The sequence below is a fragment of the Fulvimarina endophytica genome, from assembly GCF_003403015.1.
Lineage (GTDB): Bacteria > Pseudomonadota > Alphaproteobacteria > Rhizobiales > Rhizobiaceae > Fulvimarina > Fulvimarina endophytica.
On sequence record NZ_QURL01000005.1, the window covers coordinates 271365 to 297039 of the forward strand.

Annotated in this window: 26 protein-coding genes; 9 read left to right on the forward strand and 17 right to left on the reverse strand. The window is 65.4% G+C overall.

From position 1 onward, the window contains the following. Positions 1 to 137: 137 nt before the first annotated feature. The 13 genes from metK to trpS form a co-directional block, all read right to left on the reverse strand. Entirely contained in the window at positions 138 to 1403 is a 1266-nt protein-coding gene (metK, locus tag DYI37_RS13295; protein WP_116683741.1) for a methionine adenosyltransferase, read from the reverse strand. Between the two features lie 338 nt (positions 1404 to 1741). Then, entirely contained in the window at positions 1742 to 2161 is a 420-nt protein-coding gene (locus DYI37_RS13300; protein ID WP_116683742.1) for a helix-turn-helix domain-containing protein, read from the reverse strand. Positions 2162 to 2304: 143 nt separating this feature from the next. After that, a complete protein-coding gene (gene lnt / locus DYI37_RS13305; RefSeq protein ID WP_116683743.1) occupies positions 2305 to 3957 on the reverse strand; it encodes an apolipoprotein N-acyltransferase in 1653 nt (550 codons plus the stop codon). Positions 3958 to 4088: 131 nt separating this feature from the next. Beyond that, positions 4089 to 5264: a hemolysin family protein gene (locus DYI37_RS13310; RefSeq protein ID WP_116683744.1), complete on the reverse strand. Its 1176-nt coding sequence runs from the start codon at positions 5262 to 5264 to the stop codon at positions 4089 to 4091. 33 nt (positions 5265 to 5297) lie between these two features. Then, positions 5298 to 5945, reverse strand: coding sequence for an rRNA maturation RNase YbeY (gene ybeY / locus DYI37_RS13315; RefSeq protein WP_116683745.1), 648 nt, complete (start codon positions 5943 to 5945; stop codon positions 5298 to 5300). Then, complete coding sequence (locus tag DYI37_RS13320; protein ID WP_245413933.1) at positions 5942 to 6967, reverse strand: PhoH family protein; 1026 nt, start codon at positions 6965 to 6967, stop codon at positions 5942 to 5944. The genes ybeY and DYI37_RS13320 overlap by 4 nt, the downstream gene beginning before the upstream one ends. Before the next feature lie 41 nt (positions 6968 to 7008). Continuing rightward, on the reverse strand, positions 7009 to 8481 hold the full coding sequence (miaB, locus tag DYI37_RS13325; protein WP_116683747.1) for a tRNA (N6-isopentenyl adenosine(37)-C2)-methylthiotransferase MiaB: 1473 nt from the start codon (positions 8479 to 8481) through the stop codon (positions 7009 to 7011). Positions 8482 to 8634: 153 nt separating this feature from the next. Beyond that, positions 8635 to 9450 (reverse strand): lyso-ornithine lipid O-acyltransferase, encoded by an 816-nt coding sequence (gene olsA / locus DYI37_RS13330; protein ID WP_245413909.1) that lies wholly within the window; start codon positions 9448 to 9450, stop codon positions 8635 to 8637. 55 nt (positions 9451 to 9505) lie between these two features. Further along, complete coding sequence (locus DYI37_RS13335; RefSeq protein WP_116683748.1) at positions 9506 to 10033, reverse strand: GNAT family N-acetyltransferase; 528 nt, start codon at positions 10031 to 10033, stop codon at positions 9506 to 9508. A 190-nt stretch (positions 10034 to 10223) separates the two neighbouring features. Beyond that, the gene (tsaB, locus tag DYI37_RS13340; RefSeq protein WP_116683749.1) at positions 10224 to 10922 is read right to left on the reverse strand and encodes a tRNA (adenosine(37)-N6)-threonylcarbamoyltransferase complex dimerization subunit type 1 TsaB; all 699 of its coding nucleotides are present in this window, start codon (positions 10920 to 10922) and stop codon (positions 10224 to 10226) included. Positions 10923 to 10937: 15 nt separating this feature from the next. Continuing rightward, positions 10938 to 11501 (reverse strand): NifU family protein, encoded by a 564-nt coding sequence (locus tag DYI37_RS13345; RefSeq protein ID WP_116683750.1) that lies wholly within the window; start codon positions 11499 to 11501, stop codon positions 10938 to 10940. A 151-nt stretch (positions 11502 to 11652) separates the two neighbouring features. Continuing rightward, on the reverse strand, positions 11653 to 12147 hold the full coding sequence (locus DYI37_RS13350) for a universal stress protein (RefSeq protein ID WP_116683751.1): 495 nt from the start codon (positions 12145 to 12147) through the stop codon (positions 11653 to 11655). Between the two features lie 60 nt (positions 12148 to 12207). Next, complete coding sequence (gene trpS / locus DYI37_RS13355) at positions 12208 to 13275, reverse strand: tryptophan--tRNA ligase (RefSeq protein WP_116683752.1); 1068 nt, start codon at positions 13273 to 13275, stop codon at positions 12208 to 12210. A 204-nt stretch (positions 13276 to 13479) separates the two neighbouring features. On the opposite strand from trpS, the gene DYI37_RS13360 reads away from it, so the two are divergent. Continuing rightward, positions 13480 to 13962 (forward strand): hypothetical protein, encoded by a 483-nt coding sequence (locus DYI37_RS13360; RefSeq protein WP_116683753.1) that lies wholly within the window; start codon positions 13480 to 13482, stop codon positions 13960 to 13962. A gap of 79 nt (positions 13963 to 14041) precedes the next feature. On the opposite strand, the gene DYI37_RS13365 is transcribed toward DYI37_RS13360, so the two are convergent. Next, on the reverse strand, positions 14042 to 14473 hold the full coding sequence (locus tag DYI37_RS13365) for a hypothetical protein (protein WP_147307930.1): 432 nt from the start codon (positions 14471 to 14473) through the stop codon (positions 14042 to 14044). 214 nt (positions 14474 to 14687) lie between these two features. Between DYI37_RS13365 and DYI37_RS13370 the strand changes: the two genes are divergently transcribed. The 6 genes from DYI37_RS13370 (at position 14688) to DYI37_RS13395 (ending at position 20362) form a co-directional block, all read left to right on the forward strand. Beyond that, entirely contained in the window at positions 14688 to 15890 is a 1203-nt protein-coding gene (locus tag DYI37_RS13370) for a multidrug effflux MFS transporter (protein ID WP_245413910.1), read from the forward strand. Beyond that, the gene (mobA, locus tag DYI37_RS13375) at positions 15887 to 16612 is read left to right on the forward strand and encodes a molybdenum cofactor guanylyltransferase (RefSeq protein WP_116683756.1); all 726 of its coding nucleotides are present in this window, start codon (positions 15887 to 15889) and stop codon (positions 16610 to 16612) included. Before DYI37_RS13370 ends, mobA begins: the two co-directional genes overlap by 4 nt. A 122-nt stretch (positions 16613 to 16734) precedes the next feature. Next, a complete protein-coding gene (locus tag DYI37_RS13380; RefSeq protein WP_116683757.1) occupies positions 16735 to 17529 on the forward strand; it encodes an ABC transporter substrate-binding protein in 795 nt (264 codons plus the stop codon). A 258-nt stretch (positions 17530 to 17787) separates the two neighbouring features. Further along, on the forward strand, positions 17788 to 18519 hold the full coding sequence (locus tag DYI37_RS13385; RefSeq protein WP_245413911.1) for an ABC transporter permease: 732 nt from the start codon (positions 17788 to 17790) through the stop codon (positions 18517 to 18519). Continuing rightward, positions 18516 to 19325, forward strand: a complete 810-nt coding sequence (locus DYI37_RS13390; RefSeq protein ID WP_116683758.1) for an ABC transporter permease — start codon at positions 18516 to 18518, stop codon at positions 19323 to 19325. The genes DYI37_RS13385 and DYI37_RS13390 overlap by 4 nt, the downstream gene beginning before the upstream one ends. A gap of 161 nt (positions 19326 to 19486) precedes the next feature. Continuing rightward, positions 19487 to 20362 (forward strand): NAD(P)-dependent oxidoreductase, encoded by an 876-nt coding sequence (locus DYI37_RS13395; RefSeq protein WP_116683759.1) that lies wholly within the window; start codon positions 19487 to 19489, stop codon positions 20360 to 20362. Positions 20363 to 20375: 13 nt separating this feature from the next. Here DYI37_RS13395 and DYI37_RS13400 read toward each other — a convergent pair whose 3' ends face one another. Together DYI37_RS13400 and DYI37_RS13405 are read right to left on the reverse strand one after the other, a co-directional pair. Continuing rightward, positions 20376 to 20756 (reverse strand): response regulator, encoded by a 381-nt coding sequence (locus DYI37_RS13400; protein WP_116683760.1) that lies wholly within the window; start codon positions 20754 to 20756, stop codon positions 20376 to 20378. A gap of 189 nt (positions 20757 to 20945) precedes the next feature. After that, complete coding sequence (locus tag DYI37_RS13405) at positions 20946 to 21572, reverse strand: histidine phosphotransferase family protein (RefSeq protein WP_116683761.1); 627 nt, start codon at positions 21570 to 21572, stop codon at positions 20946 to 20948. A 334-nt stretch (positions 21573 to 21906) separates the two neighbouring features. On the opposite strand from DYI37_RS13405, the gene DYI37_RS13410 reads away from it, so the two are divergent. Both DYI37_RS13410 and DYI37_RS13415 read left to right on the forward strand, forming a co-directional pair. Next, positions 21907 to 22605 (forward strand): DUF1134 domain-containing protein, encoded by a 699-nt coding sequence (locus DYI37_RS13410; protein WP_116683762.1) that lies wholly within the window; start codon positions 21907 to 21909, stop codon positions 22603 to 22605. A 167-nt stretch (positions 22606 to 22772) separates the two neighbouring features. Beyond that, positions 22773 to 23807 carry a hypothetical protein gene (locus tag DYI37_RS13415; RefSeq protein WP_116683763.1) on the forward strand — a complete coding sequence of 345 codons (1035 nt, stop codon included), beginning with the start codon at positions 22773 to 22775 and terminating at the stop codon, positions 23805 to 23807. 150 nt (positions 23808 to 23957) lie between these two features. Here the strand turns inward: DYI37_RS13415 and DYI37_RS13420 are convergent, their stop codons facing one another. Next, entirely contained in the window at positions 23958 to 25625 is a 1668-nt protein-coding gene (locus DYI37_RS13420) for an AMP-binding protein (protein ID WP_116683764.1), read from the reverse strand. Positions 25626 to 25675: the final 50 nt, after the last annotated feature.

Consider the following 25675-nt stretch of genomic DNA (forward strand, 5'->3'; position numbering starts at 1 on the left):
GGATCCCGTAGCCCCGGCGCGGATCGAAGCGCGCTGCCGGCATCGTCCGGCCGTGGGGTTCCGATATGAACGAAGCCGCCATCCGGACGGAGGCGGCTTCGAAGCTGTCAAAGTTCGGCAGTGCCGATCCGCGCCGGTCAGGCGGCCTTGATGGCCGCCTTCAGCTTCGGTCCGAGATCGGTCTTCTCCCAGGAGAAGGAACCGTCGCGGCCGGGCTTGCGACCGAAATGGCCATAGGCGGCGGTCTTTGCGTAGATCGGCTTGTTCAGATCGAGATGGCGACGGATGCCCGTCGGCGAGAGGTCGACCGTCGCACGGATCGCCTTCTCCACTTCCTCCTCGCTCACGCCCGACCCCGTATCGTGCAGGTTGACGTAGAGCGAGACCGGCTGGGCGACCCCGATCGCATAGGCGATCTGGATGGTGCACTTGTCGGCAAGCTTGGCCGCGACGACGTTCTTGGCGAGGTAGCGCGCCATATAGGCGGCCGAACGGTCGACCTTGGTCGTGTCCTTGCCGGAAAACGCACCGCCGCCATGGGGCGCTGCGCCGCCATAGGTATCGACGATAATCTTGCGGCCCGTCAGGCCCGCATCGCCGTCCGGTCCGCCGATCACGAACTTGCCGGTCGGGTTGATGAACCAGACGCAGTCGTCGGCAATCGGCAGGTCTCCGAGCGCTTCGCGGATGAAGGGTTCGCAGACCTTTCGGACCTTGTCGGAATCCCAGCTCGGATCGACATGCTGGGTCGACAGAACGATCGAGGTGACCTCGACGGGCTCGCCGTTTTCGTAGCGGATCGAGACCTGGCTCTTGGCGTCGGGGCCGAGCTTGGCGACCTCACCCTCTCCCTTCTTGCGGGCGGAGGACAGGAGTTCCAGGATCTTGTGCGCGTAGTAGATCGGCGCCGGCATCATGTCGGGCGTCTCGCGGCAGGCATAGCCGAACATGATGCCCTGGTCGCCCGCACCTTCGTTGATATCGTTGGCGTTCGCGTCCCGGGTTTCGTGGGACTTGTCGACGCCCTGGGCGATGTCCGCCGACTGGGAGTGAAGAAGAACGTCGATCTTCGCGGTCTTCCAGTGGAAGCCGTCCTGCTCGTAGCCGATATCGCGAATGGCGCGGCGAGCGGCGGAGCGGATGCGACCGGCATTGACGATCTGCTCGCCCGACTTGTTCTCCTTCATCAGGCTTTCGGGCAGACGCACCTCACCGGCAATGACGACGCGATTGGTCGTGGCCAGCGTCTCGCACGCGATCCGCACCGACCAGGGATCCACTCCGGTCTTGCGTGCCTCACGATAGATGAGATCGACGATTTCGTCGGAGATGCGGTCGCAGACCTTGTCCGGATGTCCTTCGGACACGCTCTCGCTCGTGAAGATGTAATCGGCGTGCGCCATACAGCACGGCTCCTCTTTATATCGTTCAATCCTGAGTGGCGGCCCGTTCTCGGCGTCGAGGCATGGGATACCGATCATTCGGGCATGCATTGATGCGAACGAGCCCAAGAGGTCAAGGTCGTCGAGGTTTCACAGGAGCAATATTATGCACTGACGTTCGCAGCGCAGAAACGCTCAACGGGAGAAGACCGGGATCGAACCGACGGTCCGCAGGGCGAACCGGCAAAGCTCCGCAAGCGAACCGCTTCCGCATCCCTGGCCGCGAGACGAGCCCGGACGAACGACGGACGGCCCCTCGCCGCCACGCGAGCGAACGGAGTCCGACCCCTTGGCAGGGTTCAGCTGTCGTCCTCACCCTCGGCGAGCGAACGCACCAGTTCGATGACCCGGCGCCGGACCTTGGGGTCGGAGATCTTCACGAAGGACTTGTTCAGCTGCAGCCCCTCGGAGGTGGACAGGAAGTCGACCACGTAGTCGCCGCCCTCGGGCTCGCGCAGACCGCGCAGGGGTGCCGCGGCTTCGGAGGGAGCGTCCTCGAAGAAGAACGAGACCGGGACGTTCAGAACCTCGGAGATGCGCTGCAGGCGGCTCGCCCCGATCCGGTTGGTGCCTTTTTCGTACTTCTGGACCTGCTGAAATGTGATGCCGAGCGACTCGCCCAGCTTCTCCTGGCTGAAGCCAAGCATGTTCCGCCGGAGGCGCACGCGGGAGCCGACATGAGTATCGATCGGATTCGGCGTCTTCTTGGTTGCAGCCATCTCGGGCCCTTGCGTTGCGTTACAGACTTCGCAGAACCTCCTGCGGGTTTCAAGTCGTCGCTTCGGCCTGCGCAATCCATGGGATTCTTGCCGGCCGGCAACGAGGACTCTCCTTCGGTAAAGACCGGCGCACCGGCGAGGTGTCAACCAATCCTCGGACGTATTGTCATCCGTTTTACGAGAGAAACGAGAGAAAAAACGAAACAGAGCAAGAAGAACGTAAGCTCTCCGTAGCTTCTGAAGGCCGTGACTTCGGAATTCGACGGTAGGCTGGAGACGAGATTGCCGGCGATACCGAGCGGCAGCCCCCCGATCTCGCGTCCGAAAGCATCGGTCACGACGGAAATGCCGGTATTGGCGCTGCGGATCAACGGAAGTCCGAGGGCGACAGCCGTCACATTCGCCATCCGCACGTGCTGGTAGGGGCCGGGCGTATTCCCGTACCACGCATCGTTCGTGACGTTGAGGATGAAGCCGGGCGCATCTTCGCCGAGCGCGATCTCGCCCGGGAAAATGACCTCGTAGCAGATCAGCGGCAGGAAGGACGGGGCGTCGTCGAGCGGAATGGTCCGGAGGCCGGGACCGGCCGAGAAGCCGCCCGGCATATTGACGAGGTTGGAGATGCCGAAGCTCTCCAGAAGGTCCTGGAAGGGAAGATATTCGCCGAAGGGAACGAGATGGACCTTGTCGCTCGCGGCCCGGATCGTGCCGTTGTCATCGATGACATAGACCGTGTTGTAGACCCGTTGGGGCTCCGTCTGCGAGCGCTCCACACGGGCCGCGCCCGCGATCAGGGTTTCCCCCTCGCCCAGCGTTTCGGCGAGGCGCGCGATCGCCTCGGGCCGATCGGTGAGGACGAAGGGAAAGGCGGTTTCCGGCCAGACGATCAGGCGCCTCGGTGCGCTGGCGCTCGCCGCGCCGCGGCCCTCCTGCGGCGATCCGGGCGAGGCCTCCTTCGACAGCGTCATCTCGATCAGCGTCTCGAAATTGCGCTCGGCCGTATCGGGGTCCCATTTGAGGCTCTGCTCGATATTGGGCTGAACGACCTGCATGACCACGGTCTGATCGAAGAAGGTCGGATTGGCGTCGAGACGCCAGAGGCCGTAGCCGATCTGGCCTACGACGAGGAGGACGGCGAGGCCTCCGACCGGCAGGCGTCCCCGCCTGTCGACGAGAACGGCCGGCGCCGAGAAGACGAAGACGGCGAGGACCGTCAGCCCGTTGATGCCGACGAGGCTGACGACCTGCATCATCACGGGATGGCTTGCCGCCATGTAGCCGATCTCGTTCCAGGGAAAGCCGGTCAGAACGAAGGAGCGCAGCCACTCGGCAAGTCCGAAACAGGCGGCGAGCCCCATGATTCGCCAGGCCGAGTCCGACCAGAACAGACGCGAGGCCGCAGCCGCGAGCCCGAAGAAGACGGCCAGCACTGCCGGAAGGCCGAGGACGGCGAGCGGCAGGAACCAGACGAAGCTTCCCGCATCGACCAGCAGCGCCGCGCCCAGCCACCACAGGCCGGCGACGAAATATCCGAACCCGAAGAGCCAGCCGACGAAGAACGGGCGCGCCAGACGCCGCAAGGGCCCGGCTCCGAGATCGACACCGAGGCCGTCCAGCAGCCAGACCAGGACCGGAAAGGCTAGAAAGCCGGCAAAGGGAAAATCGATCGGCGCGAGGGCCGCCGTCCCCGTCGCCCCGGCCAGAACCGCGACGAGGGCACGCCGCCAGCCCGAGAGCAGCATCACGCGCCCTGCCAGACGGGAGAACAGGGAATCCGATTGTCCGCGTTCGTTCATCGTCCTGCCGTTTCAACCGCCGGACCGGTATCCGATCAGGCGCAAATCTCTGCGAAGGGCCTCGATACGATGCGGGACTTGAGCGAAACCGGCGGGCGGGCGGGCGTACCCGCCGTGCCTTCGGCACGCACCTAGGACGCTGCGGCCAGCCCCTCGACGATGCGCCGGCGCTTCTCGCCCTGGCGGAAGCGGACGATTCTCACCCGGCGAACCCGGCGCGGATCGGCTTCCAGAACCTGGAACTCGAAGCCCGGAACGGCCTGCACGACTTCGCCCCTCGTCGGAACGCGGCCGAGCTCGGAGAACAGGAGCCCGCCGATCGTGTCGGCCTCCTCCTCATATTCGGAGATGTCGAAATCGTCGCCGATCAGGGTGCGCACCTCCTGAAGGCCGGCGCGGGCATCCGCCGTATAGATACCGTCGCCCGCCTGACGGATCATCGGCGCCTCGTCGTCATGCTCGTCCTCGATATTGCCGACGACCATCTCGATCACGTCCTCGAGGGAAACGAGACCGTCGGTTCCGCCATATTCGTCGATGACGAGGGCCATCTGCGTGCGTGTCGCCTGCATGCGCGCCATCAGGTCGGAGGCGAGCATCGAGGGCGGCACGAACAGGACCTTGCGAAGGATGCCGAGACTTTCGACCGTGCGGGCGAGATTGATCTGGCGCAGGTCCAGTCCGGTCTTCGCCTTGCGCTCGCCGCCCTGCCCGTTCTTCTCGCCATTGCCGCGATCGCCGCCGCTGGTGCGTCCCGGCTGATGGCGTTCGCCCTGGGCTCGCTCCTGGCCGTTGCGGCTGCGGGCGGGTCTGGCGACACGGGTGATATGGGCGACGACGTCGCGGATGTGGATCATCCCGCGCGGATCGTCGAGGCTTTCGCCATAAACCGGCATGCGCGAATGACCGCTCGCCTCGAACAGCTTCATCAGATCGCCGAGCGTGGTGGTGATGTCGGCGGCCTTGATGTCGGCGCGAGGCACCATGATGTCCTCGACCCGCACTTCGCGCAGGGCCAGGATGTTGTTCAGCATCGCCCGCTCCTCGGGCGAGAAGCTGTCGGCACCGTCCCCGTCGTCGCTATGCTGCGAAAGGGCCTGTGTCAGATCCTCGCGCATGAGCCGCGGCATGCGCGGGCGAAATCGCCACAAGACGTTGGACAGGAACCCTTCCCGGTTCCGGACCTCGCCTTGCGGCCGACTTCGGTCCTCGCCGGCGGGGGGTTCGGATCTCGGACCGCCGCTCTCGTCGGCGCCGGTCTCGTTCGGCGCGCCTGTCGGGGCCATGGCAGTGCTTGAATCGCTCATCGTTCGTCTATGTCGTGGTGTCCGAAAAGCCCATCATATCCGGCGTCGATCGCTGCCGGCCCTATGAGGCTCGTCCTCTCCTTCGGTGCGATTATCGCGCGAAGGCCGTTCGTCCGCAATCGCGTAAGGGTCGGGAATATCGAGCCCTGAGAGAATTACGATCTCGAGGGCTTCCATCGCCTCCGCTTCCTCGTCGTCCATGTGGTCGTGGCCGAGGCAATGGAGCAGTCCGTGGACGAGAAGATGGCGGGCGTGATTCAAAAAGGGTTTACCGTCACGAGCCGCCTCCACCTCGCAGGTCTCGTAGGCAAGGACCAGATCGCCGACGAGCGGGCCGGGCGAATCGCCGGGCTCGAGATCGAGCATCGGAAAGGAAAGCACGTTGGTCGGCTTGTCCTGATTCCGCCATTCGCGGTTGATCTCCCGAACGCTCGCATCGTCGGTGAGGGTCACCGAGATCTCGCTCGTCACCGGACGATCGACATCGATCCCCTTCGCGGCATGGTCGAGCGTCGCGGCCACGACCTCGTCCGGATCGCCGAAAGCCGCCTCCCATCGGGGATCCTCGACCGAGAGGACGAGGGTCAGCGACAGGCCGCTTCGAGCTTCGAGGCCTCGCGCGCCATCGGACGGTGCGACGGTCTCATGGCTTCCGCCGGATCGAACCTCGTCGCCGCTCATTCGGGGGCCGGCCTTCGCGGCGCCCTGACCGCCGCCTGGGCCGCGTTCGGACGGCGCTGGGAGGCATCGTCCTCGTAGGCCTCCACGATCGACTGGACGAGCGGATGGCGCACGACGTCGGCCGCCTTGAACCGCACCGTCACGATCTTCGGGACGTTGTCGAGAACGCGCAGCGCTTCGACCAGCCCCGAGACCTGGCCGGGCGGCAGGTCGACCTGGGAGGGATCGCCCGTCACCACCATCCGGGCGTTCTCGCCCAGACGCGTGAGGAACATCTTCATCTGCATGGATGTGGTGTTCTGGGCCTCGTCGAGGATCACGGCCGCGTTGGAAAGCGTGCGCCCGCGCATGAAGGCGAGCGGCGCGATCTCGATGGCGCCGGCGGCGAGCGCCCGCTCCACCTTCTCGGCGGGGATCATATCGTAGAGCGCGTCGTAGAGAGGCCTCAGATAGGGATCGACCTTCTCCTTCATGTCGCCGGGCAGGAAACCCAGACGCTCGCCGGCCTCGACGGCGGGACGCGACAGGATGATGCGATCGACGGCACCGCGCTCCAGCAGCATCGCGGCATAGGCGACCGCGAGATAGGTCTTTCCCGTTCCCGCCGGCCCGACGCCGAAGACGAGCTCGGAGCGGTCGAGCGCGCGCATATAAGCGTCCTGGGTCGGGGTGCGCGCATGGATGGTGCGCCGGCGCGTCGAGATCTGCGCGAGCGACATCCGGCCCTTGTTCTCGAGCGTCGGCAGATCGAGCTGATCGTCCTGCGCGACCGCCATGCGGATCGCGCCCTCGACGTCCTTCCGGCCGATCTCCGCTCCGCCCTGAAGCCGCTCATAGAGGCTTTCGAGGGTGCGCCGCGCCTGTTCGGCGGCCACCGCCTCGCCCCGGATCTCCACCTGATTCCCGCGTGCGGCCGCCTCCAGCTTCAGCTTCTCCTCGATGATGGCCAGATGTTCGTCATATTGGCCGAAGAGCGAGCCGGCGAGCCGGTTGTCCTCGAAGGTCAGCATGATGTGCGCCATGTCGGACGCGCCGGCTCTCGCCGACTTTTCGCGGGTGTGGCTCAAGCAACGGACCTCATGGTGGGAGCTTCGTCTTTGCGGGAACTGGCAGGATCGGGCTTCGTCATTCCCTCGGCAAGCAGGGAATTGGGGCCGGTGGATGTGATCGTGACGTCGACGATGTCGCCGATCTCGCCGATCGCCTCGGGCAGCACCACCGGCTGGAGATAGGGCGAACGCCCGGCGATCTGTCCGGGGTGACGACCGGGCTTCTCGACGAGGACGCTGAGGCGCTTGCCGACGAGGCTCTCGGCGAATTCGCTCTGGTGCCGGCGCAGAAGGGCGTTCAGCTCCTGAAGGCGTGCATCCTTCACGCTTTCCTCCACATGCCCGTCCATGCCCGCGCCCGGGGTTCCAGGCCGCGGCGAATATTTGAAGGTGAAGGCGGAGGCGTAGCGGACCTCGCGCACGAGCCGCATGGTCGCTTCGAAATCCTCGTCCGTCTCGCCGGGGAAGCCGGTGATGAAATCACCGGAGAGAGCGATATCCGGACGCGCCTCCCGGATAGTGTCGAGGAGGCGGAGATAGTCGTCGGCCGTGTGGCGCCGGTTCATCGCCTTCAGGATGCGATCGGACCCCGACTGAACGGGGAGATGCAGATAGGGCATCAGGCTCGGCAGATCGCGATGGGCGGCGACGAGTTCCTCGTCCATGTCGCGAGGATGGGAGGTCGTGTAACGCAGGCGGGCAAGGCCCGGAATGACCGCGAGCTTGTGAATGAGACCGCCGAGCCCGATCGCCCGGCCCGTCTCGTCCTCGCCCGCCCAGGCATTGACGTTCTGGCCGAGAAGCGTGATCTCGCGCACGCCGGCATCGGCGAGCGCCCTCGCCTCCTCGATCACCTGGGCGAACGGGCGCGAGACCTCCGCGCCCCGGGTGTAGGGCACGACGCAGAAGGTGCAGAACTTGTCGCAGCCTTCCTGCACCGTGAGGAAGGCCGTCACGCCCCGCCCGATGATCTGCCGGCGCTCGGATTTGGGAAGCTCCTCGAACTTGTCCTCGACCGCGTATTCGGTCTCGACCACCTTTTCGCCGCGCGCCACGCGGGCGAGCGCATCCGGCAGGCGGTGATAGGTCTGGGGTCCGATCACGAGATCGACGACCGGTGCCCGCGAGATGATCTCGCGCCCTTCGGCCTGCGCCACGCAGCCGGCGACCGCGACGCGAGTCTCCAGCCCGCGAGCGGCCCGTTCGGCTTTCAGATCACGGATGCGACCGAGTTCGGAATAGATCTTCTCGGCGGCTTTCTCGCGGATGTGGCAGGTGTTGAGGAGAACGAGATCGGCATCCTCGATCGATTGCGTCGGCTCGTAACCGTCGCGACCCAGGGCATCGCCCATGCGCTGGGAATCGTAGACGTTCATCTGGCAGCCATAGGTCTTCACGAAAACCTTGCGCGTGTTGGCACCCGTCTTTCCGGTCTCGCTTGTGCGGTCCGTCTTCAGATCATCGCTCGTCAATGCGCCGTCGTCCATATCGCCTTTCGAGCGCTTCCGGCTGTTGCCCGATCAAACGTGCGGGGCGCCGGAAACGATCCATCCTCTTGTCCGTTTCATATCGCTTTTCCGCGTCTTAATCGTTCGCGTCCCCGCCTTGCAAGCAAGCGCGTCCGAACCCCGCAGATGCGCTCAGGATCTGGCGATTTCAAGTTTGCCGCAAAGCGCATCGGCGAGGAGACGTCTGGCCTCCTGCTCGCACAGTTTCGCGACGGTCTTGCGATCGCTCCGCGCATCGAACCGGACGGGCTCGCCGAATGCGACCGTCACGTCCACCCGCCCCTCGATGAGGAAGCGGGCGAGATGAGGAGCGAGTTCGACATCGCCGGGCCAGGCGGCGAGTGGCCGGCCAGACCGCCCGAGCGGAAATCCGTTGGAATGGGTATAGGCGATCGCGACCGGTTGGACGAGAACCGTTTCGGCCTCCGACAGTCGCAACGAGGACTGGGCGGCACCGAAGAGCGCGGTCTTGAAGGCGCGCACTTCGTTGCCGTCCGACGTGGTTCCCTCCGCAAACAGCACCATGACGTCGCCGGCCGAAAGCCGCGCGGCGATCTCGTCGGCCTGCCGGCGCGTTTCACCGCGCGCCTTTCGCTCCACGAAGACTGTCCGCTGCAGGATGGCGAGCCAGCCGAAGACCGGCCACGACTTCACCTCGGACTTCGCGATGAAGGACAGGGGGAGGACCGAGCCGAGCACGGTGATGTCGGCCCAGGACACGTGATTCGAGACGAGGAGCAGGGGCCGCTCGCGCGCCGGCGCGCCGGCGACGAAGACACGCAGGCCGATGATCCGTCGCGCCACCCGCTGCCAGACCATCGGGAGGACATTGGCGAGCTTCCAGCCGAACCGCATGGCGAAAAGCTGCGGCACGATGAGGAGCGCCGTCGTCGTGAACAGCGCGAGGATGATCGCCGCAAGGCGCAGACGGCCCGCAAACCGACGCAACGGGGACCGTCTGTTCGCGTCCGGTTCATTCAGTGAGGACAGGGACAAGGACGCTCTATTGCTTGATCGACCGGCTGAGTGTGAGGGCGCTCGTGCGCCGGCCGTCCGCCTGGGCGTAATAGGCCGGCCGACGCCCGACCTCCTCGAAGCGAAGACGGCGATAAAGGGCGAGCGCGGCCTTGTTCTCCTCGTCGACTTCCAGATGCAGGACCGTGGCACGCTCCGCATAGAGATGGGCAAGAACCGTGTCCATCAGGAGCCGTCCGACGCCCCGCCCGCGTGCCTCGCCCGCCACCGCAAGCGTCAGGATCTCCGCTTCGCCCTCGACGAGGCGGGCGAGGACGAAACCCACCGGCGGCTCCTCGGGCGAGCCCACCCGGCGGGCGGCAAATCCGAAGGAGCCCTTCTGGGCGAGGAGCGAGCCGAGCTCGTCTCCCGACCAGGGATGGGAGAACGCGTTCGCGTGCAGTTCGGCGGCGCGGTCGAGATCGGTATCGATCAGAGGGGTCGCGACGATCTCTCCGCGCTGGATGAACCCGTTCATCACGGACATGGACCAGATCCAGGGCAGCATCCAATACATCGTGTCTCCTCCCGCTCAACTCGTTCCCGGCCATCCGGCACGTCGAACCGAACCGGTCGTCCGCGCCATCCGGCCGGAACGTTCCGCTCCGGACGAGAGACGGGCGGGGGACCTTGCCTTCGACGCCTTCACCGAAGCGGCAAGGCTACCAGAACGCCGATCCGCCTGACCATAGAACCCGAAACCCGTCTCAAGCTTTTTGCGCAAACAGGCTGAACGGACGGGACGCCGGCTTGGCATCCGCGCTTCGAAGGTAGAGGGGTTTGGCAGCCTCGACGCCGACTGATCCGCAGGCGAGCCGTGCAACCGTCGCGATATCGATCTCGCTTCGGGCCGAGGAGATCATCGTTTCATGATGCGGCAAAGTGCCGAGAATCATCTCGGCGGCCGATCCCGTCAGATCGATCGGACCGTCTATGCCTGCGAGCATGTCGCCAATGCTTTCGGGTGCAAGCGCGCGCGGAGGGCTGAGGATCGACCCGTCGGCGCCGAGCAACAGCGCGTAGACCTCGCCGCGCTTGGCGTCGTGCACCGCCAGAACGGCATGGGTCGTCCGCACACCTTCGGCCATGGCGTGGAGGCTGGAGATGCCGACCGAAGGGATTCCGAGGGCCAGCGCATAGCCGCGCGCGGCCGAGACGCCGACCCGGACACCGGTGAAGGAGCCCGGACCGATCGTGACGGCCACCATGGCGATGTCGCGGAAGCCTGCCCCGGCCTCGGCGAGAACCCCGTCGATCAGCCCTGGCAGGCGCTCCGCATGCCCGCGCCCGATCCGCTCGGTCCGCGCCGCGACAATCCGATCCCCGCCGCCCGCCGCGATGGCGGCGGAGCAGTCGTCGAGGGACGTGTCGATCGCGAGGACCAGACGTCCGTCATCGCTCACCATGGCCTGCCGATCCGGTCAGGCCGCTTCGACTTCCTGAACCTCCGGCACGAAATGCCGCAACAGGTTCTGGATGCCGTGCTTGAGGGTCGCCGTCGACGAGGGACAGCCGGCGCAGGCGCCGCGCATGTTCAGGTAGACGGTACCGTCCCGGTAGCCCTTGAAGGTGATGTCGCCACCATCCTGCGCCACCGCGGGACGCACGCGCGTCTCGAGCAGTTCCTTGATGGTTGCGACCGTCTCCTCGTCGCCCTCGTCGAAGAACTCTTCGCCGGAGGCGGCGTCCGATGCGCCGGCTTCCGCCATGACTGGGCGGTTGGAGACGAAATGCTCCATCAGGCCGGCGAGGATCGCGGGCTTCAGATGGGCCCAGTCGCCGCCGTCCTTCGTCACGGTGACGAAGTCGAAGCCGAGAAACACGCCCGTGACGCCGTCCACTTCGAACAGGCGGGCAGCGAGCGGCGAGCGGGCGCTCGCATCCTCGAGACTGGTGAATTCCTCGGTGCCACGCTCCAGAACGACGCGGCCGGGAAGGAATTTCAGGGTGGCCGGGTTCGGCGTGACTTCGGTCTGGATGAACATCGGGAGGATCCTTTCGTGAGGGCCTCGGCATGAACCGACGGGGCAGGACATGGCCCACCCTGTTTGGAATTGTTCTAAACTAATCGCCGCGGGACATTCCCGCAAGCCGCCCCTCATGTGGGGACGAAAGGCCTCCGCGCGAACCGGCCCGTCAGCAGAGGCTGCGAATTTCGTCGTCGCCGAGGGAGGCCGGAATGACGGTGACCGGGATCGAGAAGGCCGCGCCCCGTCCGACCGCTGCGGAGACGAGGGGTCCGGGCCCTTCCTTGCCGTCGGCGGAGGCCAGGACGAGGATCGCGATCTCCGGGTCCTCGTCGATCACCTCGCCGATCTTCTCGACGATCTCGCCCTCGCGAACGAGCGTCTCGGGCTCGACGCCCACCTTCTCGCGCAGGGCGTCGGCGATCCGGTCGAGCCGGGTTCCTGCCTCCTCGTGCGCTTCCGCCCGCATGATTTCCTCGACCCCGCGCCACTGACCCTGAAACTGGTCGGTTCGGATCACGAAGAGGAACACCGCCGCTCCGGCCGAGGTCTTGGCGCGCCAGGCGGCGTATTCGGCCGCGCGCAGACATTCGGGCGTGTCGTCGATGATCGCGAGAAACTTGCGCCTGCCGCCCTCTGAGGGGCCTAGTCGTTTTGTTACCATGACGGATTCAATGACAGCGATGGACGCCGAGGGCAAGCAGACCCTCGCCGCCCGCCGGCCTCAATCGCGAAGCATGCCGATGATGTCCTTGACGTCCTTGATCGTCTCGGAGGCGATGGCGTTGGCCTTCTCGCCGCCGGACTTGAGCACGGCGTCGATATGGCCGGGATCGTCGAGAAGGCGGCGCATCTCGGCGGTGACGGGTCCGAGCGATTCGACGGCAAGATCCACCAGCGCCGGCTTGAAGGCCGAGAACTGCTGCCCGCCGAACTGCCGCAGTACCTCGTCGCGGGTCGTTCCGGCTAGGGCTGCATAGATCCCGACGAGGTTGTCGGCTTCCGGTCGACCGGCAAGGCCGGCGGTTTCGGAAGGCAGCGCGTCCGGATCGGTCTTGGCCTTCTTGACCTTGCGCGCGATCGCCTCGGCATCGTCCGTCAGATTGATGCGCGAGAGGTCCGACGGATCGGACTTCGACATCTTCTTCGAGCCGTCCTTGAGGCTCATCACCCGCGTGGCGGGGCCCTCGATGATCGGATCGGTGATCGGGAAATAGCCGTTCACGACCTCCTCGCCCATGGGGATCTCGCGGCCCAGTCCGCTGGCCGCGATCCGCTGCGAGAAGTCGTTGTTGAACTTGATGGCGATGTCGCGGGTCAGTTCCAGATGCTGCTTCTGATCGTCGCCGACCGGCACATGGGTCGCCCGGTAGACGAGAATGTCCGCCGCCATCAGCGAAGGATAGGCCAGAAGCCCGAGGGAGGCGTTCTCCCGGTCCTTTCCTGCCTTGTCCTTGAACTGGGTCATCCGGTTCATCCAGCCGATCCGGGCGACGCAGTTGAAGATCCAGGCGAGTTCCGAATGGCCGGAGACGCGGCTCTGGTTGAAGATAACCGAGCGCTCGGGATCGATGCCGGCTGCAAGATAGGCGGCCGCGATCGAGCGGGTCTGGTTCGCCAGATCGTCCTGGACGAGCTTTGCCGTGATGGCGTGCAGATCGACGACGCAGAACAGGCAGGGCATCTCGTCCTGCATCGCGACGAACTTGCGGATCGCCCCCAGATAGTTTCCGAGATGCAGGTTTCCGGTGGGCTGGATGCCGGACAGGACACGCGGCGGGAAATCGCTCATCACCTGCTGGGCTCCTTGAACGATGAGAGGGGCTTTCTGGACGACGCGGCGCTTATGGACGACAGGCAGGATGCGATCAAGCGGCCACCGTTCCGCACCCCTACGAACGCCTGCGGACACCCATAGCCGGCGTCCTGCCGTTCAGGCGGGATTCATCGGCCTTCTGCCATCGGGGATAGAAGTGCATCAGGACGAGCAGGAACCATGTCACGATTCAAGACGACGATCCCCGCCACGGTCGCCCTCATGGCCCTCGCGACGGCAGGCGCCTCCGCCGAGTCCGTCGACTACGCGAATGCGCGTTACGGGACGAGCGCGACCTTTCCCGCCGAGCTCTTTCCCGACCCGCTCCCGGAACCCACCAGCGGCGACGGCTTCGGCTGGAGCGCGCCGAACGGTGCGCAGATCTTCATCTATGCGCGCCAGAACGAAGGGGCCGAGACGCCGCACTCCGTCATCTCGGCGCGGTCCGACATGGACGACGTGACCTACGAGGCTTCGGGAAAGCGGTGGGCCGTCGTCTCCGGCTATCGCGACGACCGGATCTTCTACGAGCGCTACATCTTCCGCGGCGATCTCGTCCACTCGGTCGCGATCCTCTATCCCGAGGACGTCCGTGAGACCTACGATCCGATCGTCGGCGACGTCACGAACAGCCTGCGCGGACCGAATTCGGAACTCGACTGATCGAACGACAGCGGTCCGCTCGCCGGGCGAACTCGAACGACACCCGGTCGGAAACTCCGGAATGGTGTTCGATCAGGTCTCAGGGTTCGAGATTCTCGGCATAGGCGGCCTTGACGCCCTCGGCCGTCATCGCCGTGAAGCGGACCGTGCGCAGGGTTTCCTGCTCGGCCCTGGCGATGGCCGATTTCGCCTCGCTTCGCGCGGGCATGGCCGCATCGTCGGCATTCATGGATGCGCTGCCCGCAGCCGCGCCCGCTATGCCCGCATCGTTGGCCGGCCTCGGCGAGGCACCGGCCGCGCCGCCGCTCACCGCATCCATCTGCCAGGCCGCGAACTTCTCCACCGCCCGGCGCCGCGCGATCGCATCGACGACACTGACCGAGGGCACGGACGGCGCAGCCTCCGCCTTCGCCACCTGAACGGGCTCGGCACCGGCCTTCTGCCCCGTGCTCGTGACCCGAGCCGGGTGAAAGATCATCGTCGAGATCAAGCTGTCGATAAGCCCGTTCATGGTCCCGTCCTCGTCCTTCCCGGCAAGATCGTCGCAACAGAACAGGAATTCGTTGATTTGATCCTTCAAATTCGAGGAAAGCGACGAATATTGTGGAACGGCGCTGGAATGTGCGAACGCACGGGTGCCGATATCGGCCGCAGCGACGGCGCAAAGCGCCCGAACACCTCTGCGAGCGGCCTGCCATTCGGTTCATGCGAAGGAAGTGATACCCGTGACCGCACCCAACGCGTCAGCGCCACGGATCGGCGCGCGCCGGCCCATGCTGGCGACCCTCATGATCGCCTCGGCGGTCTCGCCGCTCGCCATCAACATCTTCGTCCCGTCCATGGCGACCATCGCCGCCTCGCTGGAAACCGACGGAGCGACGGTCGGCCTCGGGCTCTCGCTCTATCTCTTCGCGGTCGCGATCCTGCAGATCGTGGCCGGCCCGCTCTCGGACCGCTTCGGACGGCGGCCGGTGATCATCGGCGGCATGGTCCTCTTTCTCCTCGGCACGCTTCTCTGCCTCTTCGCATCCTCGATCCTCTGGTTCCTCCTCGGGCGCGTGATCCAGGCCGCGAGCGCCACCGGCATCGCCCTGTCGCGGGCCGCCGTGCGCGACGTCTATTCGCGCGAGCGCTCGGCGGCGATGATCGGATATGTGACCATGGGCATGGCGGTGGCGCCGATGGTCGGTCCGGCGGTCGGCGGCTTCATGGATACGCTCTTCGGCTGGCAGTCCGTCTTCTGGCTGCTTCTCGGCCTCGGCCTCGTCGCCCTCGCCTTCATCCTTCTCGATCTCAACGAGACCAATCCGGATATTGGCCGACCCTTCACCGAACAATTGTCGAACTACGGAAAGCTTTTTTCCGAGCGCAGCTTCTGGCTCTACGCCGGTGCGGGCGCGTTCATCACCGGGTCCTTCTTCGGCTTCCTGGGCGGCGCGACCTTCATTTCGGTTGAACTCCTCGGGCTCACCCCGGCCGAATACGGGTTGTGGTTCATCCTCTGCCCCCTCGGCTACATGATCGGCAATTTCGTCACCGGCCGTATTTCAGAGCGGGTCGGGATCAAGCGCATGATGGTGATCGGCTCGACGCTCACCGTCGTCTCGACGCTGATGATCCTCGCGCCCATCGTTGCCGGCTATCTCGGCGCCCATACGCTGTTCGGGCCCATGCTGCTCCTCGGCATCGGCAACGGCATGACGCTTCCCTCGGCAACGGCCGGCGGCGTCAGCGTCCGGCCGGATGCGGCGGGCGCCGCCGCAGGTCTGCTCGGATCGAGCCAGATCGGCGTCGGCGCGGTCGTCTCGACCCTCGCCGCCTCGATGGCGACCGGGGCCTATGGGGCGACGAGCCTTGCGATCATCATGGTCGTCGTCTCGCTCGCGGCCCTCGCCTGCTCGCTCCTTGCACCGCGCGTGTCGAAATGACCGAAAGGGCTCGTTCTGCATCCGGGAAAGAACCTGCAGGATCCACGAGCCTGATCCCGCGGGAGCCGGGTCTCGATCCCGTCGCGGGCGCGGTGATCCTGGCCGGCGGACGCGGCTCGCGCATGGGAGAGGGCGAGCCGAAGCCGCTTCGCATCCTTGCCGGCCGCCCTCTCATCGCCCATGTGGCCGACCGGCTCGGAGCCATCCGACCGGTTGTCGTCAACGCACCGGCCGACGGCAGTTTCGATGCCTATGGCGATCATGTCGCGCCGGATCTGCGCTCAGGCTTCCAGGGTCCGCTCGCAGGCATCGAAGCGGGCATGGACTGGCTTGGCGCCGAGGACGAGCGGATGACCCATGCCCTCGTCCTGCCATCCGATACGCCCTTCCTGCCGAACGATCTCGTCCCTCTCCTTCTTGCGGAAGCGTCGTCTTCGAGAGTTCTCGTCGCAAGCCATCGCGGGCGCCTTCATCCGACGGTCTCCCTCTGGCCGATCACGCTCCTTTCGACCCTTGCCGAATGGCTCGACGACGAACGACCGCGCGCGATCAGGGCCTTTCTCGACCATGCGGGCTATCGCACGGTGTCCTTCGACGACCTCGCAGGCGACTGGGGGCCGGAGGGCGATCCCTTCGCCAATGTGAACACGCCGGAGGATCTGGCGCAGGCGGAGCGGCGATTGGAAGCGCGCGCCGGCAAGGGTTGTGGACCTTCGCGATAAGCGATTGTCTTGACGAAGACTTTCGTGCCACCATTGCCGAATTGCGCGCCATGCCGCCAAAACAGGCGACGGACCGCACCCGCAGGCAAAAGCCAAACAAGAACTTAGAAGATCGAGCTTCCATGCTGAAAACCCTGACCTCCGCTTTCGTGGCCGCCTCGCTTTTGACCGCCGCTCCCGTCATCGCCCAGGAGAGCGATGCCGACAAGGACTGGTCCACCATCGTCGTCGGGACGGAAGGCGCCTATCCGCCCTTCAACTTCACCGACGCCTCGGGCGAGTTGCAGGGGTTCGACATCGATATCGCGAAGGCGCTCTGCGAGGAGATGCAGGCCAAGTGCAGCTTCGTGACCCAGGAATGGGAGGGCATGATCCCCGCCCTGCAGAACGGGAACTTCGATCTTCTCATCGCTTCCATGTCGATCACGCCCGAGCGTGAGGAACAGATCGCCTTCTCCAACAAGTATTACAGCACGCCGCCCGCACTCGTGACGCTCAAGGATTCGGACATTACCGGCACCAGCGCCGAGGACATGGCCGGCAAGGTGATCGGCGCCCAGGTCTCCACGACCCATGCCGAGGCCGCACGCGACTACTTCCCCGATTCCGACGTGCGCGAATATCCCTCGGCCCAGGAGTATCAGCTTGAACTCGAGAACGGCCGTCTCGATGCCGTGCTGGACGACGTCGTCGTCCTCGACGAATGGCTGAAGAGCGATGCCGGCACCTGCTGCAAGATCGTCGATACGCTTCCGGCCAAGGAAGACATCTACGGCAAGGGCATCGGCATCGGCATGCGCAAGGGCGACGACAAGCTGAAGGCCAAGGTGGACGAAGCCATTCAGGCCATCCGCGACAACGGCACCTACAAGACGATCCAGGACAAGTATTTCGACTTCGACGTCTACGGTTCCTGAGACACGAACCATGCCGATCCCGCTCGAGGATCGACGCGGCACCAGGCCGGAGCGGGTCCCCTCGCCCCGGCCTTTCTTGCGCTCGACCGGCGGTCCGGCGTCACATCCCGCCTATCGCAGGCATGACGGGTCCCGCAGGCTTCATCCACCGCTCGGTCGCCGTCGGGCCCGGGCGAAGGACTTGCGCAGGCGCGCCGAAAGGGCGAGACGGGGCCTCTTTGCGCGCCGGAACCCGGCGCCAGTGACGATTTCCGCTGCATGGACATCAAGATGGAGGCTGCGCTGGACGCATTCGCCCTTCTGAGCTTCGGAGACGCCGGTTGGGGCGACGAGATGGCGAGCGGTCTCGCCGTCACGGCCGCGCTTGCCCTCGCGACCCTGCCGGGCGGCCTCGTCATCGGCTTCCTGCTCGCCCTCGCCAAGCAGTCGAGCGACCGGCTCCTGTTCCACTCGGCCAATATCTACACGACGATCTTTCGCGGCCTTCCCGAGCTCCTGACCCTGTTTCTCGTCTATTTCGGCGTGAATGCGCTTCTGCAGAGCATCGCGGAGAGCAGCGGCGTCGTCGATCTCGCGCTTTCGCGCTTCCAGTCGGGCATGATCGCCCTCGGCCTCGTCTTCTCCGCCTTCGCCTCCGAAGTCTTCCTGTCGGCCTTTCGTGCCATTCCGAAGGGTCAGTACGAGGGCGCGAACGCGCTCGGCCTCGGCAAGTTCGCCACGATGCGCCTCGTGATCTTTCCCCAGCTCGTGCGGATCGCGCTGCCGGGCCTCTCCAATCTCTGGATGATCCTTCTGAAGGATACGGCGCTCGTCTCGGTCATCGGTCTCGAGGAGATCCTGCGTCAGGCGCAGATCGCCTCCCGCGTCACCCGCGAGCCGTTCCTGTTCTTCGGAACCGCCATCCTTCTCTACCTGATCCTCACCCTCGCCTCCTCCGTCGCGATCGGCGGCATCGAGCGGTGGTCCAAGCGCGGGGAGGCCGCACGATGAGCGACGTCACCGCCCCGACCCCGCCGCCCGAGGCAAAGCGCCGTCCCGGCATCGCCGGCATCCTCTTCGCCGCGTTCTGGGCCGCCGTTCTTCTCGGCATCCTCTCCTATTTATACGCGAACTGGCGCCCCGAACTCTTCGCGCGCTATGGCTTCAACTATCTCGAAGGTCTCTGGGTCACCGTCAGCCTCGTCCTTGCGAGTTTCGTGATCGGCGCCGTCCTCTCGCTGCCCGTCGCCTTTGCACGGACGGCGAGGAGCCGTTTCGCCACCGTTCCCGCCTTCGCCTTCGTCTACTTCTTTCGCGGCACGCCGCTGATCGCTCAGCTGTTCCTGATCTATTACGGGCTCGGCGAGTTCCGTCCCTTCTTCGATTCGATCGGTCTGTGGTGGTTCTTCCGGGACGCCTGGTATTGCGCGCTCTTCGCGATGACGCTCAACACCGCGGCCTATCAGGCCGAGATCGTACGCGGTGCCATCGACAGCGTTCCAAGGGGCCAGTGGGAGGGCGGGCGATCCCTCGGCCTTTCGCGCCCGGTCATCTTCGCGAGGATCATCGCGCCCCAGGCGATGATCGTCGCACTGCGGCCCTATGCGAACGAACTCATTCTGCTCATCAAGGGCTCGGCGATCGTCGCCATCATCACAGTCTACGACCTCTTCGGCGTCGCGCGGCAGACCTTTGCGCGCACCTTCGACATCCAGGCCTATGTCTGGGCGGCGATCCTCTATCTCCTCGTGGTCGAGGTGCTCCGCCGGCTGACCAATCTGGCCGAAGCCCGGCTGACCCGGCATCTGAAACGCTGACCTGACGGATCGATTCGCAGACGCTCCCGGCATCCCGGTTGCCGGTTCGGGCCATCGAGCCCGCGCCTCGCCAGCCCTCCGCGACGCGCATTTGACCGCCCCCCGCGATGGTCTAGTTTGCGGTCGGGACTCAAGAAGAGCGAACAGGGGGAGAAGCCGGCATGGCGAAATGCGCATTCATCGGGCTCGGCGTCATGGGATATCCCATGGCGGGTCATCTGAAGACGAAGGGCGGGCACGAGGTCACCGTCTGGAACCGGACATCCGAGAAGGCGCAGAAATGGGCGTCGGACTATGACGGAGCCCATGCGGCCTCGCCGCGCGAAGCGGCCTCGGGAGCCGGGTTCGTCTTCATGTGCGTCGGCAATGACGACGATGTGCGCTCCGTCGTCTACGGCGATCACGGGGTTCTTGCCGGAATGGAGAGCGGCGCGACGCTCATCGACAACACCACCGCCTCGGCCGAGCTTGCGCGTGAACTCGCCGCCGCATGCCGGGAAAAGGGCGTGAAGTTCATCGATGCGCCGGTCTCGGGTGGCCAGGCGGGCGCGGAGAACGGACAGCTGACCGTGATGTGCGGGGGCGACCAGGCCGATTTCGATGCGGCAAAGCCGGTCATCGAGAGCTATGCGAAGATGGTCGGCCTGATGGGCGGGTCAGGGTCCGGCCAGATCACCAAGATGATGAACCAGATCTGCATCGCAGGCCTCGTTCAGGGCCTCTCGGAAGCCATCGCCTTCGGCAAGAATGCCGGAATGGACATCGAGAAGGTCGTCGGCGTCATCTCGAAGGGGGCCGCCGGGTCCTGGCAGATGGAAAACCGCCACAAGACCATGGATGCCGGAAAATACGACCATGGCTTCGCGGTCGAATGGATGCGCAAGGATCTCGGAATGTGCCTCGCCGAGGCGCGGCGCAACGGCTCCCAGCTTCCGGTCACCGCTCTCGTCGACCAGTTCTATGCCGAGGTCGAGGCGATGGGCGGCAAGCGCTGGGACACTTCGGCCCTTCTCGCCCGCCTCAAGAAGCCGGACTGAGACCGCGGCAGCCTCAGGCCGCCGTGAGCTTCGCGGCGCTCAGATGCACCTCCAGCGTCCCCTTGAAGCCGTCCGCGTCGAACGGCTTCATCAGGATCCCGTTGGCGCCGGCACGGCGCAGGCGCATCAGCGTGCCGATATTGCGGTCGACCAGCGAGACGACGATCACCGTATGGGGACTGCGGAAGCGGACGGAGCGTACCGCTTCGGGAACGCCGACGCCGCCGCCCGTTGCCGAGAGGATGACGAGGTCCGGCGCGCCGTGTTCGCCGAGATGGGCGTTGAACGCCCCGATGCTCTCGAACACCGTCGTCGTATAGCCCATCCGCTCCAGAAGCCGCTCGGCAACCTTACGGATGACCGGCATTTCGTCGAAGAGAAGGCATGTGGTCATCGTCGTCCGTCCCGAAGCAAGCGGCAGCCTCGCCGTGAGAGCGAGGGGCCATCGTCGCGCAAACCCTAACCCCGGCGACTTTCGGAAAGGTTAGGGTTTGCCACCGTCCCGGCCGAACCGAAGACTGCCCGACACTCCCGTCGCATCTGCCGTTCCTGCCGCACCGCAGGGGAAGTCGAGGCGAGCCCCTCAGTCGAGGCGGAACGTCACCCGTCCCTCGCCCGCCTCGTGGCTGACCGTCAGGCCGGCCTCGCGGGCGCAGAACAGCATGTAATAGGGCTGGACCGTCTGGGCATCGATCGGCGCGTCGTCATAGGTGCCCTCGATCAGCGGCACCACATGGGGCTGGAGGCGGATGCGCTGGGCCGCCGCCGTCACGCTCGCCTTCGGCGGATCGGCGCTCTCGACCTCCACGGTGACCTCGCCGCCGCGACTGATGCTCGAACTCGCCAGCACGACGAGATTGAGAATCGCCTTGGCGAAGTTCTTCGGGACATAGCCCTGGGCGCCAGTCCAGGTCAGCTGCGGCTTCTCGTGGTCCATATAGCCTTCCGCGACGGTCTTGGCGTCGTTGAGATCGATGGACGCGGTCTGCGAGCCGGAGGCGCCGTAGGCCATCCGCGCGAACTGGAGCTTGCCGACGGCCGCCTTGCAGGAATTGCGCACCAGCGCCATGGATTCCGCGTCGTCCGGCATGTCGTCGAGCAGTTCGAGCCCGCTCTGGATGCCGAAGACCGGCGAGATGATGTCGTGGCAGATCTTGCTGGACAGCAAGGCTGCGAGATCGGCTGCGGAAAGTTCGGGAAGTGTGTTCATCGCGCGTTTCTTCTTCCTCTGCTGGCCCCTCGTGCCCGGTCGGCACGTCGGATTGCCGGTTTTGCAAGCGTCCGGCCCGCACGGACCCGGAGGACGCTTCCTCTCGCATGAATGGCCGCGATGCCTAACGGGCTATGGTTAAGCCTTTCTTCGCGAGACGCCGATCAGAACCATTCCTTCCCATAGGAGGGTCGCGCCAAACTTGACGCTGCCGCCGCCCGAACCTGACCGATCCGCGCATTAGGAGTTTCGAAACCTTAACGAATCTATTCTCGGCTCCAAGCCACGCATGGTCCGGGCCTGAAGCCCGAACGGCAAGGGAGAGTGATCGTTCATGACGAAGGCCAGAAACGCCGCCCTCAGCCTCGGTCTCGGTCTGTGCCTTGCGGCACTCCCGGCGCTGGCGCACAAAGCCCATGCCCAATATGCGACGGACCAGTCCTATGGCGGCGGCCAGGGCGGATATGGCGGTCAGGGCGGATATCAGAACCAGAGCCCCTATGCGGCTCAGGGCCAGACCTATGCGCCGCAACAGGCGCAGGGTGGCGCGGGCGCCTATACCATCAACGAAGTCGTCCAGTCCGGCCACCAGTTCTTCGGCTCGACCTCGGGCGGGCTCGCCAATCTCATGCAGCAGGCCATCTCGAGTTACGGATTGCCGAACGGCTACATTCTCGGCGAAGAGGCCGCCGGCGCCTTCATCGGCGGCGTGCGCTTCGGCGAAGGCGTTCTCTACACGAAGAATGCCGGCAATCACCGCGTCTTCTGGCAGGGCCCGTCCATCGGCCTCGATGCCGGTGCGGACGGCGCGCGGACCATGATGCTCGTCTACGACCTTCCCTCCGTGCCCGAACTCTACGGGCGCTATGGCGGCGTCACCGGAACCGCCTATCTCGTCGGCGGCTTCGCGATGACGGGCCTGAAGCGGGGCGGCGTGATGATCGTGCCCATCAAGACCGGCGTGGGGGCCCGTCTCGGCGTCAATGTCGGCTATCTGAAGCTGACGCCCGCACCGACCTGGAACCCGTTCTGACGCGGGAAGCCCGTCTCTTCGGAACTCGGTCCCGCGATCGGCGGCACCGGCGAACGCAATCGCGCAACAGGTCACGAGCCTTTTCGAAGCTTCGTCCAGGCAAGGGGCGAATTTCGACCGCTTCCGGCCTATCTTGACGAGCAGACCGTCAGGAAGCCAAATCATTCATGATCACAGTCGCGCTCACCTTCGCCTTCGGACTCCTCCTGGCTCTCCTCGCTGCGCTCCTTCTCGCGCCGCTGGTCTGGAAGCGCGCGCGCTCGATCGCACGGCAGGAGTTCGAGGCAACGATCCCGGCCAATGCACGCGAGATCCAGGGCACCTACGACCGGTTGCGCGCGCAGACCGCCTTCGACGCCCAGCGGCGTGAGATCGCCGCGCAGGAGCGCGAAAGCCGGGCCGCCGCCGAGCGCGCGAACGCGGGACGGGTTACCGGCGAGAACGCGGAGCTGAGGGCCGAGAACAAGGCGCTCTCCCTTCAGATCGGCCAGCTCGCGAGCGAGATCGAGGATCTGAACGAGGCGCTGTCGCGGCGCGAGAGCGAGGCGGATGCCGCCGACAGCGAGCTCAGGGACATCCACCAGGACATGCAGCTCCGAAACGAAGAGTTCGAGGAGGTCCTCGCGCGCTACGAGGAGGTTTCGGATCTTGCCGACCAGCAGAGGGTCCAGCTCGTCACCTTGGAGACCCGCAATCAGGAACTCACCGACGCCCTGCGCACCCTCGAGCGCCGGATCGAGAGGGCGGACGAGATCATCGCTCGCCTGTCGGGCGACGAGACTGCCGCAGTCGGCGGCACGCTCCTCGACACGGCCTCCCATCGGCAGGACGGGGAGCCTCTTCGAAGCCTGAAAACCGGATCCGACGGTACGGCGTACCCCTTCGCGCCCGGTGCCGACGAAAAGGCGCGGCCGGGGGCGTCAGGCGCTTCGTCTGCGCCTCTTCCCGCTGCATCGCTCGCCACACTGACGGACGGGCCTTCCCTCGAAGCGATCAGCGACCCGGCGGCTCTTCGCGAGGAGATCGCCGAGATCGCGGCGCTCGTCATCGACATGACCGCGCGTCAGGAAGGACGCACCTCGCCGATCGAGAGCATTCTCGCATCCGCACACGAAAGCGACGAGCGCAGCCTCGCCGGCCGGGTCCGAGCCCTTCGCAAGGCACGCGAAACCGAAAGCGGGGCCCGCAGTTCCGTCAACTGACGCTTCGGTGGGCCTTGCAGGATACCGCTTCTGGAAGACACGTCCAGAGAGCGGATCGTCTGCCCTCGCCGGCCGATGTCAGCCGACGTCCTCTCCTCGTTCCGCAGGGTAACCGGGGCGCTCGCTCTGGCCAACGATCGACGCGGTGGATCAGTTGCGCAATTCGCGGCGCAGGACCTTGCCGACATTCGTCTTCGGCAGTTCCTCGCGGAACTCCACGACGCGCGGGCGCTTGTATCCCGTCAGGTGTTCGCGGCAATAGGCCTTGACCGCAGCCTCGTCGATCGAGGAGTTCTCGCGCACGAGGACGACCTTCACCGCCTCGCCGGAATTTTCATCCGGAACCGCGACAGCGGCCGCTTCCACGATACCCGGCATGGAGACGAGGACGTCCTCGATCTCGTTCGGATAGACGTTGAAGCCGGAGACGTTGATCATGTCCTTCTTGCGGTCGACGATCTTGAACCAGCCGTTCTCGTCCATCAGCCCGATATCGCCAGTCTTGAAGAACCCGTCTTCGGTCATGGCACGAGCCGTTTCATCCGGCCGCTGCCAGTATCCGGCCATCACCTGCGGCCCGCGAATGGCGATCTCGCCGATATCGCCCTGGGGCAGCTTCTCGCCCTCGTCGGACAGGATGGCCATTTCGGTACCGGGAAGCGGCAGGCCGATGGACCCGGTGTAGCGCGTGTCGCGCGTATGGTTAGCCGAGGCGACGGGCGAGGTCTCCGAGAGGCCGTAGCCCTCGCAGATCGAGGTCCCGGTCAGCTCCTCCCAGAGTTCGGCCGTCTTCTTCTGAACGGCCATCCCGCCGCCGACCGACAGGACGAGCGGGCTCCAGTCCACCGACTTGGCACCCTCGTGCCGGGCGATCGCGCCGAAGAGCGTGTTCACGCCGGGGAAGGTATGGAAGGGCTGGCCCTTGATCGCCTTCAGAAGGGCGGGAATGTCGCGCGGATTGGGGATCAGGATGTTCGTGCCGCCCATGCGCATGGAGAACATCATGTTCACGGTGAAGCCGAAGATATGATAGAGCGGCAGGGCGCAGACCATCGTCGTCGCCTCTCCGGACCTGATCTTCGAGAGCGCCGGGCCGAACCACTGCTCCACCTGCAGGACGTTCGAGACGATATTGCGGTGGGTGAGCGCCGCGCCCTTCGAGACACCGGTCGTGCCGCCCGTGTATTGCAGCACCGCGACCTCGTCGAGGCTCTGCGCCGGTCGCCTGAGGGACGCGCCCTCTCCCTTCTTCAGGGCATCGAGAAAGCCGACGGCCTCCGGCAGATCGTAGGCCGGCACCATCTTCTTGACCTTGCGCACGACGAGGTTCGTGATGAAGCGCTTCACGACCGGCTGCAGATCGCCGATGGTCGTCACGATCACATGTTCGAGCTTGGTCTGCGACCGGCAGCTCGCGACCGTATTCGCCATATTCTCCAGGACGACGATGGCCTTCGCCCCCGAATCGTTCAGCTGGTGGGTGAGCTCGCCCGTCGTGTAGAGCGGGTTGGTGTTCACCACGATCAGCCCGGCGCGCAGGGCGCCCGCGACGGCGACGGGATAGGCGAAGACGTTCGGCATCATCAGCGCGATCCGGTCGCCCTTCTTCAAACCGATCGACTGGAGATAGGCGGCGAAGGTCTTGGAATGGCGATCGAGTTCGCGAAAGCTCATCTTCCCGCCCATCAGCAGGAAAGCGGTCAGGTCGCCGTGCTTCTCGAAGGCTTCGTCGAGAAGGTCGGCGAGCGAACGGTAGTCGAACGGCGGCAGGTCATGGGCGACCCCGTCCTGATAATGATTGAGCCAAGGCGCGTCCATTCAGGTTTCCTCTTGCTTTTTCAAGCAGCCTAGACGACCCGTGATCGGAA

What these genes read in the sequence shown, in the direction of transcription:
- metK (WP_116683741.1), bottom strand. Translation starts at nt 1,403, where the DNA reads ATGGCGCACGCCGATTACATCTTCACGAGCGAGAGCGTGTCCGAAGGA.
- DYI37_RS13300 (WP_116683742.1), bottom strand. Translation starts at nt 2,161, where the DNA reads ATGGCTGCAACCAAGAAGACGCCGAATCCGATCGATACTCATGTCGGC.
- lnt (WP_116683743.1), bottom strand. Translation starts at nt 3,957, where the DNA reads ATGAACGAACGCGGACAATCGGATTCCCTGTTCTCCCGTCTGGCAGGG.
- DYI37_RS13310 (WP_116683744.1), bottom strand. Translation starts at nt 5,264, where the DNA reads ATGAGCGATTCAAGCACTGCCATGGCCCCGACAGGCGCGCCGAACGAG.
- ybeY (WP_116683745.1), bottom strand. Translation starts at nt 5,945, where the DNA reads ATGAGCGGCGACGAGGTTCGATCCGGCGGAAGCCATGAGACCGTCGCA.
- DYI37_RS13320 (WP_245413933.1), bottom strand. Translation starts at nt 6,967, where the DNA reads ATGGCGCACATCATGCTGACCTTCGAGGACAACCGGCTCGCCGGCTCG.
- miaB (WP_116683747.1), bottom strand. Translation starts at nt 8,481, where the DNA reads ATGGACGACGGCGCATTGACGAGCGATGATCTGAAGACGGACCGCACA.
- DYI37_RS13335 (WP_116683748.1), bottom strand. Translation starts at nt 10,033, where the DNA reads ATGTATTGGATGCTGCCCTGGATCTGGTCCATGTCCGTGATGAACGGG.
- tsaB (WP_116683749.1), bottom strand. Translation starts at nt 10,922, where the DNA reads ATGGTGAGCGATGACGGACGTCTGGTCCTCGCGATCGACACGTCCCTC.
- DYI37_RS13345 (WP_116683750.1), bottom strand. Translation starts at nt 11,501, where the DNA reads ATGTTCATCCAGACCGAAGTCACGCCGAACCCGGCCACCCTGAAATTC.
- DYI37_RS13350 (WP_116683751.1), bottom strand. Translation starts at nt 12,147, where the DNA reads ATGGTAACAAAACGACTAGGCCCCTCAGAGGGCGGCAGGCGCAAGTTT.
- trpS (WP_116683752.1), bottom strand. Translation starts at nt 13,275, where the DNA reads ATGAGCGATTTCCCGCCGCGTGTCCTGTCCGGCATCCAGCCCACCGGA.
- DYI37_RS13360 (WP_116683753.1), top strand. Translation starts at nt 13,480, where the DNA reads ATGTCACGATTCAAGACGACGATCCCCGCCACGGTCGCCCTCATGGCC.
- DYI37_RS13365 (WP_147307930.1), bottom strand. Translation starts at nt 14,473, where the DNA reads ATGAACGGGCTTATCGACAGCTTGATCTCGACGATGATCTTTCACCCG.
- mobA (WP_116683756.1), top strand. Translation starts at nt 15,887, where the DNA reads ATGACCGAAAGGGCTCGTTCTGCATCCGGGAAAGAACCTGCAGGATCC.
- DYI37_RS13380 (WP_116683757.1), top strand. Translation starts at nt 16,735, where the DNA reads ATGCTGAAAACCCTGACCTCCGCTTTCGTGGCCGCCTCGCTTTTGACC.
- DYI37_RS13385 (WP_245413911.1), top strand. Translation starts at nt 17,788, where the DNA reads ATGGACATCAAGATGGAGGCTGCGCTGGACGCATTCGCCCTTCTGAGC.
- DYI37_RS13390 (WP_116683758.1), top strand. Translation starts at nt 18,516, where the DNA reads ATGAGCGACGTCACCGCCCCGACCCCGCCGCCCGAGGCAAAGCGCCGT.
- DYI37_RS13395 (WP_116683759.1), top strand. Translation starts at nt 19,487, where the DNA reads ATGGCGAAATGCGCATTCATCGGGCTCGGCGTCATGGGATATCCCATG.
- DYI37_RS13400 (WP_116683760.1), bottom strand. Translation starts at nt 20,756, where the DNA reads ATGACCACATGCCTTCTCTTCGACGAAATGCCGGTCATCCGTAAGGTT.
- DYI37_RS13405 (WP_116683761.1), bottom strand. Translation starts at nt 21,572, where the DNA reads ATGAACACACTTCCCGAACTTTCCGCAGCCGATCTCGCAGCCTTGCTG.
- DYI37_RS13410 (WP_116683762.1), top strand. Translation starts at nt 21,907, where the DNA reads ATGACGAAGGCCAGAAACGCCGCCCTCAGCCTCGGTCTCGGTCTGTGC.
- DYI37_RS13415 (WP_116683763.1), top strand. Translation starts at nt 22,773, where the DNA reads ATGATCACAGTCGCGCTCACCTTCGCCTTCGGACTCCTCCTGGCTCTC.
- DYI37_RS13420 (WP_116683764.1), bottom strand. Translation starts at nt 25,625, where the DNA reads ATGGACGCGCCTTGGCTCAATCATTATCAGGACGGGGTCGCCCATGAC.